We start from the raw sequence: 13,826 nt of genomic DNA on the forward strand, positions 1-13,826 counted from the left end.
CTTGGAGTCCGTTTCTTGGATCTTTCCCTGCTCTTTATCCAGACCCTGAACGGGCTTCAATTGGGGCTGCTGCTGTTCCTCGTTGCGTCCGGGCTGACGCTGGTTTTCGGGATCCTCGATTTCGTGAACCTCGCCCATGCATCTCTGTACATGCTGGGCGCATTCATCTGCGCGTCATTGACCTTTGTTCTGGGTAATTTCCTGTGGGCGGTGGTGGTGTCCTTGCCAATCACCGGAGTGATTGGTCTGCTGGTCGAACGGTTTGTGGCACGGCCCCTGTATTCTCGCGACCATCTGGATCACGTGCTTGGCACCTTTGGCCTGATCCTTGTGCTGGACACACTGGCGCATCTGATCTGGGGGCCTGCGGGTATTGCGGTGCCGCTGCCACCATGGCTGGATGGACAGATCCAACTGTCCGAAACGCTGGTGATCCCAACCTTCCGCGTGCTCATCATCGCCGCCGGGCTGGCCGCCGCGGGCGGGTTGTTCTGGCTGGTGAACTATACCCGTCTGGGCATGCTAATCCGCGCAGGCGCATCGAACCGCACCATGGTCTCGGCCCTGGGGGTCGACATCCAGACCCTGTTTGCTTTGGTCTTTGCACTGGGCGCGATGCTGGCCGGGCTGGCGGGCATGCTGATCGCCCCCATTACCGAAGCATCGATCGGCATGGGCAACAACATCATCATCACCGCATTTGTCGTGATCATCGTGGGCGGCATTGGATCGATGAAAGGCGCGTTTATCGCCGCCCTTCTGATCGGGCTGATCGATACGCTGGGCCGGTCGTTTCTGGACGATCTGTTCAAGCTGTTCATGTCGTCTGAGGCCGCTGAAACATCAGCCCCCGCCGTATCGGCGATGCTGATTTATATCATCATGGCACTGGTGCTGGCTTTCCGGCCCAGCGGCCTATTCCCGCCGAGGACACGCTGATGCAAAAGCTAACCCGACGCGGATGGCTGACCGTCATCGTCATGGCCCTGCTGGCCGTGCTGCCCCCGGTTTTCTACCTGACCGGCAACGCCTTTTATCTGGACCTTGCCACGCGTCTGACAATTCTCGCCATCGCTGCGGTCAGCCTGAACCTGATCCTGGGTTATGGCGGGCTGATCTCATTCGGGCACGCCGCGTTTGTCGGGCTGGGCGCATATGCGGTCGGCATCCCGGCCTATCACTGGCTGTACTACAGCTGGGGGGACTGGGCTGTGAACGGGCTGGTGCAGTTCCCGCTGGCGATCATCGTGAGCGCGGTGTTTGCATTGCTGACGGGCATCGTCTGCCTGCGCACGCGCGGCGTTTACTTCATCATGATCACCATGGCCTTTGCGCAGATGGTCTATTACCTGATCGTGTCGATCGAGGAATATGGTGGCGATGATGGGCTGGTGATCGATACGCGGTCCGAGCTGCCTTTGATCAACCTTGACGACCCTCTGCAATTGTTCGGCCTGTCGTATGTGTCGCTTTTGGTGGCGATGCTGCTGGTGCGAATGATTGTCAACTCGCGCTTTGGCATGGTGCTGCAAGGGGCCAAGGGCAACGAAGAACGCATGATCTCGCTTGGCTTCAACGTCTACGCCTATCGGCTGACGGCCTATGTGATCTCGGGCGCGATGGCGGGGTACGCAGGCGCGTTGCTCGGCAATTTCACAACCTTCATCAGCCCCGAAATGATGGATTGGTCACGCTCCGGCGAGCTGATGTTCATGGTGATCCTTGGCGGCGTGGCGACGACCCTGGGGCCGGTTCTTGGCGCTGTGTCCTTTATCGTGATCGAAGAAATCCTGTCGACCATCACGATCTACTGGCATCTGCCGTTCGGTCTGATGTTGATCGGAGTCGTGCTGTTTGTCCGTGGCGGGCTGGCCGGGCTTTTGACCGGTCGCGGCGGGAAGGATGACTGAGATGACGGCAGTTCTTGAAATCTCGGGCCTCAACAAGTCCTTTGGCGGCATCAAGGCGACGGACGATCTGAACCTGTCTGTCACGCCGCACGAACTGCACGCGATCATCGGGCCGAACGGGGCGGGCAAAACAACCTTGATCAGCCAACTGTCCGGAACGCAGCAACCAGACACCGGAACGATCAGGTTTCAGGGTCAAGACATTACCCAGATTGCGCCGCACAAACGGGCGCATCTGGGTATTGCACGGTCCTATCAGATCACGTCCCTGATCATGCAGATGAGCGTGATAGATAATATCGCACTGGCCCTGCAGGCGCATGACGGACACTCGTTCCGGTTCATTCGACCCGCCCGTGGCATCAAATCCTTGCGCGACCGTGCCATGTCCTTGCTGGACAGGGTCGGGCTGGCGGATAAGGCCGATCTATCGACCGCCGCCCTGTCGCATGGCGAACACCGGCATATGGAAATCGCGATTGCGCTGGCTTCGGAAGCGGAACTGATGCTGCTCGACGAACCGATGGCGGGGCTTGGCCTCGAAGCGTCGGCGCAAATGGTGGACTTGCTGCTTGGCATCAAGGGCAAGCATACCATCCTGCTGATCGAACACGATATGGACGCGGTGTTTGCGCTGGCCGACCGGATCTCGGTTTTGGTCTATGGCCATATCATCGCCACAGGAACCCCGGATGAAATCCGCAGCAACGAGGCGGTTCAGCACGCCTATCTGGGCGAGGAATAGACAATGCTGAACCTGCAAGACGTCACCACGCACTACGGCACCAGTCAGGCGTTGTTCGGCATGTCGCTGAGCTTGGAGGCCGGACAGGTCGCGACCCTTCTGGGACGCAATGGCATGGGCAAAACCACCACGATCAACACGATCATGGGCATCGTGCCCGCCAGCGGCGGGTCAATTAAGTTCGAAGGCCAGGAACTGGTCGGGCAAGCCAGTTTCAAAACCGCCAATCTTGGTCTGGGGCTGGTCCCTGAAGGGCGCCAGATCTTTCCCAACCTGTCCCTGATGGAGAACCTGATTGCCACCGCGTCGAACCATCTTGGCGTGGCAGATCCTTGGACAGTGGAAAAGGTGTTTGCGCTATTCCCCGAACTTGAGACCCGCACGTCGTCGATGGGCAATCTCTTGTCGGGGGGCGAACAACAGATGCTGGCCATCGGACGGGCGCTGATGACCAACCCCAAACTGCTGATCCTAGACGAAGCCACCGAAGGTCTGGCGCCACTGGTGCGCCAGAAGATCTGGCACGCCCTGACCGAAATTGCCGGGCAGGGCATGTCGATCCTTGTGGTCGACAAGAACCTCAAAGACCTGCTGCGGATTGCCGACCGTCACTTTGTCATCCAGCGCGGTCAGGTGGTCTGGTCTGGCGACAGTACCGCGCTTGAGAGCGACGCAACCGTGCGCGAAAGATACCTTGGGTTCTGACCCAAGGTTACATTTGACCTGCCCCACGCTGTGTCGGGTAACTTGTTCTCGAACGCAGGAAACTCCTGCGACGGGAGGATACCATGCAGTGGACAGATGACCACAAACAGCTTGATGAGCTGGTGACGAAATTCGTTGAAGCCGAGATCAATCCCCATGTGGATGAATGGGAGGCCGCCGAGGCCTATCCCGCGCATGAGGTCTTTGCCAAGATGGGCAAGCTGGGCTTGCTTGGCATCAAATACGACCCGGCCTATGGCGGCATGGGGCTGGATTTCACTTATTCCATGGTCATGGCCGAAGCCTTCGGGGCCGCGGCTTGCGGCGGCGTGCCGATGTCGGTCGGTGTTCAGACCGATATGTGCACTCCGGCTCTGGCCCGGTTTGGGTCGGAAGAGCTGAAACGCCAGTTTCTTGCGCCCTCAATCGCGGGCGAGATGGTCGGGTGTCTGGGTGTCAGCGAACCCGGTGCCGGGTCGGACGTGGCGGGTATCCGCACCACAGCGCGGCGGGATGGCGATGATTTCGTGATCAACGGGGCCAAGATGTGGATCACCAACGGGCTTCAGGCCGATTGGTGTTGTCTGCTGGCCAACACCGGTGACGGACGGATTCATGAAAACAAATCGCTGATCGTGGTGCCGATGGATGCGGCAGGGATCGACAAGCAAAAGATCGACAAGATCGGGATGAACAGCTCGGACACGGCGCAATTGTTCTTTGATGATGTGCGCGTTCCCGCGCGCCATGTCATCGGGCAGGAAGGCGCCGGGTTCACCATGCAGATGATGCAGTTTCAGGAAGAACGGCTGTTCGCCGCCGCCTCGGCGCTGCGCGGGTTGGACCGGGTGATCGACGCGACCATCGCCTATACCAGCGAGCGCAAGATTTTTGGCAAACCGGTGCTGGACAATCAGGTGGTGCATTACAAAATGGCCGAACTGCGCACCGAGGTCGAAGCCTTGCGCGCGCTGGCCTATTCAGCGGCGCAGCAATACATCGAAGGCGCAGATGTGACCCGACTGGCGTCGATGGCCAAGCTCAAGACCGGGCGCGTGGCGCGCGAGGTTACGGATTGGTGCATGCAATACTGGGGCGGCATGGGCTACACACGTGACAACATCGCGTCACGTGCCTATCGTGATACCCGGCTGATTTCGATCGCGGGCGGCGCGGATGAGGTGATGCTGGGCATCATCGCGAAATACGAAGGCACCTTGCCGCGTGGGGGGCGCTAAATCGCGAAGGTCGCCCTTTTCTCAACAGCGTGGTGTCAACGGATCAAACGACAGGGTCCACGACAGCGCGTCCTGCAGTTGAAGCGATCCGAAGCGGATCTGATTGGCAAAATGCGCAGGATTTGCAGCCATCATCCGTGCCACGGTCAGTTGTGGGGCCTCGTTGTCGACGGATAAGTCCAGTTTCAGCTGAGGTGGCCAGAACGCCGAAGACGCCGCCATTGCCGACAAATGCGGTAATGGCGGAGGTCCCCAAGCATCGCCTTCTTTCCATTTGGCCCGAAAGTGCAGGCCAGTGATATGACGAACGAACCCGATGGTTTCGGGTCCAAACCGGTTAACGATGCGTTTCCACAAATCCCAGTCGGCCGCCATCGGCAGCGTTTCGTCGAAGGTGCCGATTGATGTCAGGACCGAGCGCCGGATAGCCACGCAGTTTGTGGGCACAATGTTATGCGATTGCAGAAAAAACTGCCTGTGCGTGGCTACGTACAGGTTCACGAAGTAGGGCATGATGCGTCCGGCGTCGTCGATCCAGGCCGGGCGAGAGTAAGCCCACATGACATTGTCACGTTGAAAAACACCCGCCAAAAGCTGTAAATGGTCATGAAACATGAGGTCATCATGTTGGGCAAAAGCGATGGCAGTGCCCCGCGCCTCAGCCAGTGCCATATTTCGGTTGGCATAGCCTTGCGCTGTACCTTTGTCATAGCTCAGCCAGCGAACACGCGGATCCGTTTCGGCGTAACGTGCAACAATGTCTGCGGTTCCGTCTGTGCAGCCATCGCCCATGACAATCAGTTCGAAATCTCTGAAACTCTGGTTCAGAATGCTGTCCAGCGAGGTGCCGATTACGTCATCTCGCCCATTGGTCGGCAGAAATACAGTGAAAAACGGTGCCGGATTGTCCTTACCAGCCACCGGCAGACTCAATCTTATAAGGGATCAGATCCGTGTCCAAAGGCAGGCGATACTTGTCCGGGTTCTCATGATCATAAGGCATTGTCGGAAAGTTGACGACCCGGACATCCCCGGACCCGATGTTGATGTTGGCATGCCAGACAAATTTGGGGATGCTGACGATCCTTGGGTTTTCCTGAGACAGAATGATGTGGCTGACCTGACCATAGGTGGGGCTGTCGGCGCGGACGTCATAACAGGCGATCTGCATCCGCCCTTCCAACAGGAAGTACCGATCTTCATGCAGCTTGTGCAGGCCCCAACCCTTCGCCCAGCCTTGGCGAATGGTATAGGTATAGGCGAAGCTTATCGGGTCCGGGTGCCAGTCCCATCGCGTATCAAACAGTTCGGTGACCGTGCCACGGTTGTCGACATGCGTTGTGCTGCGGTGCTCGACAGACCCAAAAGGCGTGTCCGCGATTACGGTGCCCTCCGGTGTCACAGTCGCATGATCCCGACTTGCCCCCGAAAGCGTTTTGAAGAGGAGATCTGGTTCGTCTGACATAATTTTTCCCGGATAAATCTGTTTTGGAAACAGTATCGTCTGCGATGTACCCGCGCAATTGCGACCGGATGCCCGCAAGTAATCAAGCGCCCCGCCCGCCCAATAATCTGGCGGACAGGGCACTCACTAATGTATCTTGCTTTGGTCCGTTTCGCGGGCTTTGAGTGCCCGGTTTTACTTGCCCTTGAAGTTGGGTTTGCGCTTTTCGCGGAACGCAGTGACGCCTTCGGCAAAATCGGCCGATTTCGTGAGCGCAGTTTGTTCGATCCCTTCGGCGGCAATCGCGTCACCATAAGACATCTGATCCATCCGGCGCATCAGGCGCTTGGCGGCGGCAGCCGCCAGCGGGGCGGCAGCGGCAACACGGATGGCCATGGCGCGGGTCTGAGCGTCAAGCGTGTCTGGGGCGTGGATTTCGTTCACCAGTCCCATGTCCAGCGCCTCGGTTGCCGGGATCATGCGACCTTCAAGAATGGCCTGCATCGCACGGCGATAGCCCATTCCGCGCTGCAAAAGCCAGCAATTCCCGCCGTCGGGCACAAGGCCAATGGCCGCAAACGCCATATAGATCGACGCGTCATCGGCAATCGTCAGCATATCGCAGTTCATCGCCAATGCGGCACCGATGCCTGCAGCGGCGCCATGGACTTGCGCGATCCAGATCTTCGATGAAGCACCAATGCCGGTCAGGATCGGGCGGTACTCTTCTTCGATCATCTGGTGCGTCGGGCGGACGCCAGCGGGGGCTTCGTTCAGGTCTGCCCCTGCGCAAAATCCGCGACCGGCCCCTTTCAGGATCACAACACGGATCTTGGGGTCCAGTTCGACCTCGCTCACGGCCTGTGCAAGGCCCGCGCGCAAAGCCCCGTTCAGGGCGTTGAACGCGTCCGTGCGGGTCATTGTTACGGTTGCAATCGGGCCGTCCCGATCGATTTGAACCGGAAAGTCAGTCATGGATGTCGTCCTTCAGGTGAATGCGCCAGCCGCGCGCAGGCGGGCCAGCGTGTTGTCATCGCAGCCAGCTTCGGCCAGGACGATTTCAGTGTCAGAACCGGGTGCAGGTGGCAAACCCGGCGCGGCAGGCGGTGTGCGGTCAAACCGCGGGGCCGGGGCGGCTTGGGTGACGTCGGCTTGGGTCGTGAACGTGCCCCGGGCGGCAAGGTGCGGGTGATCGGGGGCTTCGCTCCAGCTGAGGATCGGGGCCGCACAGGCGTCGGATCCGTCAAAGATGTCTGCCCATTCATCGCGGGATTTCGTACGAAACACCTCGGCATAGGCATCGCGCCGGTCCGGCCAGGTACGTGGGTCGTTCTGAGTTGCGCGGTGATCGTCGGGCAACCCGGCAAGCCGCACGAGTTCGGCAAAGAACTGCGGCTCCAGCGGGCCGACCGACAAGAATTTGCCATCCGCGCACTCATACGCCCGGTAAAACGGCGCCCCGCCGTCCAGCAGGTTGCTTTCGCGCTGTTCCGACCAGAAGCCTTTGGCGATCATCGAATGGATCAGCGACATCAGCGCCGAGGCCCCGTCGACCATCGCCGCATCAACGACCTGCCCCTTGCCCGAGCTTTGGCGCTCATAAAGCGCGGACATGATGCCGAAAAGCAGGAACATGGTGCCACCGGCATAGTCCGCCCCGATGTTCAGCGGCGGGGTGGGCACGTCATCGGCGCGACCGGTGGCATGCAGAAACCCGGTCAGGCCCAGATAGTTGATGTCATGTCCGGCCATCTGCGCCATGGGCCCGTCCTGCCCCCAGCCGGTCATCCGGGCAAAGACAAGCCTCGGGTTCACGGCGTGGCAGTCAGCGGGCCCCAGTCCCATGCGCTCCATCACGCCGGGACGGAAGCCTTCGATCAGGACATCGGCGTTTGCGATCAGGGCCAAAGCGGCCTCGATGCCTTCTGCCGTTTTCAGGTTCAATGCGGCAGATCGTTTGCCCCGGTTGTTGATGTCCGTGGGGTCGGCTGATCCGGATTTCCGTTCAATCAGAACGACATCGGCCCCAAGGTCGGCCAGAAACTGGCCAGCCAAAGGGGCGGGGCCGATCCCCGCCATTTCGACAACCTTCAGACCAGAAAGCGGACCACTCATGCTGCCGCCTTCTGAGCGTCGCGCAGCTTGTCGAACGCCTCGGGTCGGATCGCGAACCGATCCCCATAAGCCTCGGCCAGTTCTGCCGCGCGGGTCCGGAACGTATCGATGCCCACGCCGCGAATGTACTGCAACGCGCCGCCGATATGCGCCGGGAACCCGATGGCAAAGATGCCGCCAAGGTTTGCCTCAACCTCGGTCCGCAAGACGCCTTCGTCAAAACAGCGCAAGGTTTCGATGGCCTGACGATACAGCAGGCGTTCAACGGCTTCGTCCACCGAAACATCGCGGTTCCCCTGCTGGAACTGGCCCAGACCATCCCACAGGGTTTTGCTGCCATCGGCGTGATAGTCATAGAACCCGCCGCCATAGTGACGCCCGCCCCGGCCCATTTCGACCATCTTGAAGCCTACAGCCGCTGTGCCATCCATCGACGCCGGAAACCCGTTTTCAACGCCCAACCGTGCATCCAGTGCAACATGCGTGTCATGTACCTTTTTCGACAACACCATCGATGTTTCGTCATGCACCGCCAGCGGCCCGATAGGCATACCTGCGATCCATGCGGCGCGTTCAACGGCCACCGGGCTCATCCCGTCTGTCAGCAGCAACTGGCCTTCGTCCAGATAAGTGCCGAACACGCGCGAGGTAAAGAACCCCCTGCTGTCATTGACCACGATCGGCATGTACCCGATCTGCTGGACATAATCGTATGCTTTGCGCAGCGTTTCTTCCGAAGTTTTTTCACCCAGAATGATCTCGACAACCTTCATCTTGTCGACAGGGCTGAAGAAGTGCAGGCCGATGAACCGGCTGGGATCAGGGCAGCTTTCTGCCAAAAGCGAGATCGGCAGGGTCGAGGTGTTCGAGCCATAGATGCCGTCGTCGGACAGTTGCTTGAAGGTTTCAGGGATGACCTTTTCCTTCAGGCTGATGTCTTCGAACACGGCCTCGACGATCAGATCGGTCCCGGCAAAGGCGGTGTCATCGGTTGCGGGTGTGATCAGCGACAACAGTTGTTCTTTACCCTCCTCGGTCATCCGGCCACGTTTGATCGCTTTGTCGGCCAGACCGGCAGAATAGGATTTTCCCTTTTCGGCCTTATCCATCTCGGTGTCTTTCAACACCGATGGCAAGCCGCGCGACGAATGGGCCCAGGCGATGCCCGACCCCATCATGCCGGACCCAAGGATGGCCGCATTCTTGGCCTTCCAACGGTCGCCCTTGGGGCGCACCTTGCCGCCCTTGATGGCCTGCATGCCAAAGAAGAACGTGGTGATCGCGGCCTTGCATTCGGGGGTGGTGATCAGCGCACAAATTCCCCGGCTTTCGTTGCGCAGGGCGGATTCAAACCCCATCCGCATTGAGTTTACAGCGACGTCGAGGATCTTTTCCGGCGCTGGCATCAGGCCGCGTGTCTTGTTGACCAGCATGGCGCTGCCCATCGTGGCCACCTGACGGATACGCGGATGTACCGCGTCGCCACCGGGATAGCGGAAGCCTTTCTTGTCCCATGGCTGAGTGTGGGCGTCCGGATTGGCCTTGATCCAGGCCTTGGCCGCCGGGATCAGGTCGTCCTGCGTGGCGACAACTTCGTCCACCATACCGGCCTTCAGCGCCGCCTGTGGCTTTACCTGTTTGCCTTCGGTCAGATAGGGCAGAGCCCTTTCCAGACCCAAAAGGGCGGTCAGACGGACGACCCCACCGGCACCCGGCAACAGGCCCAAGCCAACTTCTGGCAGGCCGACCACCGCATGGGGTTCATCGACGACAACGCGATGATTACACGCCAGACACAGCTCGTATCCGCCGCCCAAGGCTGCACCGTTGATTGCGGCCACGACCGGCACGCCCAGCTTTTCCAGATCCCGATAGGGGCGCTTGTTTTCTTCGATATAGTTGAACGTCTGCTCGTCGGCGGTTTCCACCGCCAGGATCACATGCAGATCGCCGCCCGCAAAGAACGTCTTTTTCGCCGAGGCAAAAACGACCCCGGTCAGTCCGTCCTCACCGCGCAGCTTGTCCATCGCCCAGTCCATTGCCGGGACAAAGCGTTCGTTCATGGTGTTGGCCGACTGTCCGGTCATGTCCATGGTGATGGTCACGATGCCGTCGGCATCCTTTTCGTAACGAAATTCTTCCATCTTGCCAGTCCCTTACAGCCGTTCGATGATTGATGCGATGCCCATGCCGCCACCGACGCACATGCAGATCAAAGCGCGTTTCTGGTCGCGCCGCTCAAGTTCGTCCAGCATGGTGCTGACAAGGCAACCGCCCGTCGCCCCCAGCGGGTGACCCATGGCAATCGCGCCGCCAACCACGTTCAGCTTTTCGTCCGGCACGTTCAGGTCACGCTGCAGACGCAGGGCGACGCTGGCAAAGGCTTCGTTGATTTCCACCAGATCGATGTCATCGATGGTCAATCCGGCCTTTTTCAGCGCCTTTTCAGACGCCGGTCCCGGCCCGGTCAGCATGATCGTCGGGCAGGTCGCCGTCAGCGCGATCGATACAACGCGCCCGCGCGGGTCCAGCCCCATATCCTTGCCGGCCTGTTCGTTGCCCAGCATGATCAGCGACGCGCCATCCACAATGCCCGAGCTGTTGCCGGGCGTGTGCACATGGTTGATCGCCTCAACCTCGGTGTATTTCTTCAGGGCGACAGAATCGAAGGCCATCTTGCCCATCTGTTCAAAACTGGCCCGCAACGCGCCCAGTTTTTGCATGTCGGTATCAGGTTTGATGAAATCGTCACGTTCCAGAATGGTCACGCCGTTTTCGTCGCGCACCGGCACGACCGACCGGTCAAACCAGCCGCTGTCACGGGCGTGCGCCGCGCGTTTCTGGCTCTCCAACGCGAACGCGTCGACATCATCGCGGCTCCAACCCTCCAGCGTCGCGATCAGGTCGGCCCCGATCCCTTGCGGTACAAACCCGGTCTGGATCGCGGTTTCGGGGTCTTCGGCAAATGGGCCGCCATCGGCCCCCATTGGCACGCGTGACATGCTTTCAAAGCCTCCGGCGCAGACCAGATCCTCCCACCCGCTGGCGACTTTGGCTGCAGCGGTGTTGAACGTATCCAGACCCGAGGCGCAGAACCGGTTGACCTGCGCGCCCGGCACGCTTTCGTCCCAACCGGCCTTTTGCAGGGCGATCTTGGGCAGGACGGATCCCTGCTCCATCACTGGCGCCACGCAGCCCAACATCACGTCATCAACGCGGCTGGTGTCGAAGTCATGTCGCGACTGCATTTCATTCAGCAATGTGGTGACAAGGTTGATCGGCTTCACTTCGTTCAGTGATCCGTCAGCTTTGCCCTTGGACCGCGGCGTGCGGATTGCGTCATAGATATAAGCGGTTTCGGTCATCTGGGTCTCCTCCCGGTATGGCGAATTCATGTGTCTGGTCAGGCTGCCTTGAAAATCTCGATACGGGGCAGCGGTGAAATCTCGGTCGAGGCCAGAATGCGGGCCTCGTCGCGGGGCAATCCGACCGAGCGCAACAAAAGCTCGGCCGTGTCGGTTCCGGCCTGCCGCCACGTGCGGTTGCCGTTCAGGATCAGTGTCATCGCGCCAAAGGTTGCACCGCCAAACGTGGCGGTGATCGACGCGACTTGTTCGGGGGCAAATTCGAACCGGCCCGAGGCCAATCCCTTGCGCAACTCTTCTGCGGGGGCATAACGCCAGTAGCTTCCAAGCCTGGGTTCGCCCATCGCGTAGCGGGCAATGAAGCGGCCCCAATGGGGTTCTTCATGAACCCGGCGCAGGCAAAGACGCACGATATCGGACAGTTTCTGGGCCGGATCGTACACATCGGCGACCGAGGCCGTCAGGTTTTCGGCCATTTCGTCGGCCATCATATTGCAGACCGCATCATACAGCCCGCAGACATCCGAGATGTTATTATAGATCGTACCGCGGGCGATCCCGGCCTCTTTCGCCAGATCACTCACAGCAACCTGCGTCCCGCCACGATCAGCGAACAGCCGCATGGCGGCGTGCAATATGCGATGTTCGGCCCCTGTCATCGACTCGGTTCTCCTCACTCCCGTCGCGACAAATTGAACATCAGTGTTCAAAGCGCGTCAACTGCGAGCAGGGGATGACAAGGTGAAACGCAGCGTCACTTGGCGTTTCGCCGTTACTCAGGCGGTCGTGCGACGTCCAGCGTCAGGGCATAGGCCGTCCGGTCCAGGCTTTGCCAGTTCAACTGATCGCGCAGGGTGACCACGCTGCCGATCACGATGATGGCTGGTCCCTTGAGTTCGGCCTTCTCTACACGTTGCGCAATATTGGAAAGCGTTCCGGTGACGGTTTTCTGACTGGGCCGGGTGCCGTTCTCAACCACGGCGACAGGCGTTTCGCCAGTCATGCCGCGTTCCAGAAAGCCTGCGCTTAGCAAGCCAAGACTGCCCAGACCCATATAAACGGCAACGGTTTGCCCATCGCGGATCAGGATATCCCAGTCCAGATCCAGCACTCCGTCTTTGCCATGTGCCGTGATGAATGTGCAGGATTGCGCGTGATCGCGGTGGGTCAGGGGAATCCCGGCATAGGTGCTGCAGCCGGAGGCCGCTGTGATGCCGGGCACGACCTGAAACGGGATTCCGGCTTCGGCCAGTTCAGCGATTTCTTCGCCGCCGCGCCCAAAGATATAGGGGTCACCCCCTTTCAGACGCAACACACGCTTGCCGTCGCGGGCCAGACGCACCAGCAGTTGCGAGATGCTTTCCTGCGCCATCGTGTGGTCCTTGGCCTTTTTGCCAACGTTTATCCGCTCGGCCTCGCGCCGCACCAAGGACAGGATGTCGTCGCCCAAAAGCCGATCATATAGCACCACGTCAGCACGCTGCATCAGGCGTAGGGCGCGAAAGGTCAGCAACTCAGGGTCACCCGGACCTGCGCCCACAAGGTACACTTCGCCCGCCGTGTTTTCGCCACCCGTGGCGGTGGTCAGCAAGTCGTCAGTGATCTGGGCTTCGGCGCGCGCCAGATTCCCGGCCAGAAAGAAATCCCCAGCGGGCCCATCAATCATCCGTTCCCAAAAATGCCGCCGCATCCGTGCGTCCGGAACGGCGTCGAGGATCTTTTGGCGAAACCCACCGACAAATTCGGCCAGACGCCCATAGGCGACGGGAAGGGTCGCTTCGATCCGGGCATGCAGGATTCGGGAAAAGATCGGTGCTGCACCGCCCGTCGAAATGGCCACCACGACAGGTGAGCGATCAACGATGGAGGGCGTGATAAAGTCGCCTTGTTCGGCTTCATCGGCGACATTGCACAGGACCTTGGCGGCTTTCGCCAGACCCAGCAGGGCAAGGTCACGGTCTGCGTCACCAGAGCTGCCCCAGGCCACCGTGCAGCCAGCCAAATCGTCGGCTTCAGGCAGTCTGCGATGCAGGTCGACGTTGTCGCGGGTGTTCAGGGCCAGAACAGAGGCTTCGGGCTCTGGATCATAGATCCTGACATGGGCCCCGGCCTCAAGCGCGCGTTCTGCGCGGCGGGCAGCTGTCGAGGTGCCCCCGTCAACAACGACCACCCGGCCACGAAGGTTCAGAAAGATCGGCAGAAAGTCCATGGCGCGCCCTTGGTCGAAAAACAGCTACCTGTGGTCATTTCTTATTCCGTCGGCACTGGCAAGGTTATCGCCTGAATTCGCGACAATGGGGCAGA

13 protein-coding genes are annotated in these 13,826 nt (G+C 59.9%); 5 read left to right on the forward strand and 8 right to left on the reverse strand.

All coding sequences use genetic code 11. The features are described from left to right. The first annotated feature begins 15 nt into the window (after positions 1–15). The 5 genes from FOY56_RS14265 (at position 16) to FOY56_RS14285 (ending at position 4,598) form a co-directional block, all read left to right on the forward strand. Positions 16–939: a branched-chain amino acid ABC transporter permease gene (locus FOY56_RS14265; protein WP_146346533.1), complete on the forward strand. Its 924-nt coding sequence runs from the start codon at positions 16–18 to the stop codon at positions 937–939. After that, the gene (locus tag FOY56_RS14270) at positions 939–1,910 is read left to right on the forward strand and encodes a branched-chain amino acid ABC transporter permease (RefSeq protein ID WP_146346534.1); all 972 of its coding nucleotides are present in this window, start codon (positions 939–941) and stop codon (positions 1,908–1,910) included. The genes FOY56_RS14265 and FOY56_RS14270 overlap by 1 nt, the downstream gene beginning before the upstream one ends. 1 nt (position 1,911) lies before the next feature. After that, on the forward strand, positions 1,912–2,655 hold the full coding sequence (locus tag FOY56_RS14275) for an ABC transporter ATP-binding protein (RefSeq protein WP_246139492.1): 744 nt from the start codon (positions 1,912–1,914) through the stop codon (positions 2,653–2,655). 3 nt (positions 2,656–2,658) lie between these two features. After that, on the forward strand, positions 2,659–3,360 hold the full coding sequence (locus FOY56_RS14280; RefSeq protein ID WP_146346536.1) for an ABC transporter ATP-binding protein: 702 nt from the start codon (positions 2,659–2,661) through the stop codon (positions 3,358–3,360). Between the two features lie 83 nt (positions 3,361–3,443). Continuing rightward, on the forward strand, positions 3,444–4,598 hold the full coding sequence (locus FOY56_RS14285; protein WP_146346537.1) for an acyl-CoA dehydrogenase family protein: 1,155 nt from the start codon (positions 3,444–3,446) through the stop codon (positions 4,596–4,598). A gap of 21 nt (positions 4,599–4,619) precedes the next feature. On the opposite strand, the gene FOY56_RS14290 is transcribed toward FOY56_RS14285, so the two are convergent. From FOY56_RS14290 to cysG, 8 genes are all read right to left on the reverse strand, one after another. Beyond that, on the reverse strand, positions 4,620–5,519 hold the full coding sequence (locus FOY56_RS14290) for a glycosyltransferase family 2 protein (protein ID WP_186766335.1): 900 nt from the start codon (positions 5,517–5,519) through the stop codon (positions 4,620–4,622). Next, positions 5,509–6,063: a dTDP-4-dehydrorhamnose 3,5-epimerase family protein gene (locus tag FOY56_RS14295; RefSeq protein ID WP_146346539.1), complete on the reverse strand. Its 555-nt coding sequence runs from the start codon at positions 6,061–6,063 to the stop codon at positions 5,509–5,511. The genes FOY56_RS14290 and FOY56_RS14295 overlap by 11 nt, the downstream gene beginning before the upstream one ends. A gap of 174 nt (positions 6,064–6,237) precedes the next feature. Next, entirely contained in the window at positions 6,238–7,017 is a 780-nt protein-coding gene (locus FOY56_RS14300) for an enoyl-CoA hydratase/isomerase family protein (RefSeq protein ID WP_146346540.1), read from the reverse strand. Between the two features lie 12 nt (positions 7,018–7,029). Further along, positions 7,030–8,157: a CaiB/BaiF CoA transferase family protein gene (locus FOY56_RS14305; protein ID WP_146346541.1), complete on the reverse strand. Its 1,128-nt coding sequence runs from the start codon at positions 8,155–8,157 to the stop codon at positions 7,030–7,032. Next, positions 8,154–10,301, reverse strand: coding sequence for a 3-hydroxyacyl-CoA dehydrogenase NAD-binding domain-containing protein (locus FOY56_RS14310; RefSeq protein ID WP_146346542.1), 2,148 nt, complete (start codon positions 10,299–10,301; stop codon positions 8,154–8,156). Before FOY56_RS14310 ends, FOY56_RS14305 begins: the two co-directional genes overlap by 4 nt. A gap of 12 nt (positions 10,302–10,313) precedes the next feature. Then, the gene (locus tag FOY56_RS14315) at positions 10,314–11,522 is read right to left on the reverse strand and encodes an acetyl-CoA C-acetyltransferase (protein ID WP_146346543.1); all 1,209 of its coding nucleotides are present in this window, start codon (positions 11,520–11,522) and stop codon (positions 10,314–10,316) included. A gap of 38 nt (positions 11,523–11,560) precedes the next feature. Then, positions 11,561–12,181 (reverse strand): TetR/AcrR family transcriptional regulator, encoded by a 621-nt coding sequence (locus FOY56_RS14320; RefSeq protein WP_146346544.1) that lies wholly within the window; start codon positions 12,179–12,181, stop codon positions 11,561–11,563. Positions 12,182–12,294: 113 nt separating this feature from the next. Next, positions 12,295–13,731, reverse strand: a complete 1,437-nt coding sequence (gene cysG / locus FOY56_RS14325; RefSeq protein ID WP_146346545.1) for a siroheme synthase CysG — start codon at positions 13,729–13,731, stop codon at positions 12,295–12,297. Between the last annotated feature and the right edge of the window lie 95 nt (positions 13,732–13,826).

Source organism: Falsiphaeobacter marinintestinus (assembly GCF_007923355.1).
Taxonomy (GTDB): domain Bacteria; phylum Pseudomonadota; class Alphaproteobacteria; order Rhodobacterales; family Rhodobacteraceae; genus Phaeobacter_A; species Phaeobacter_A marinintestinus.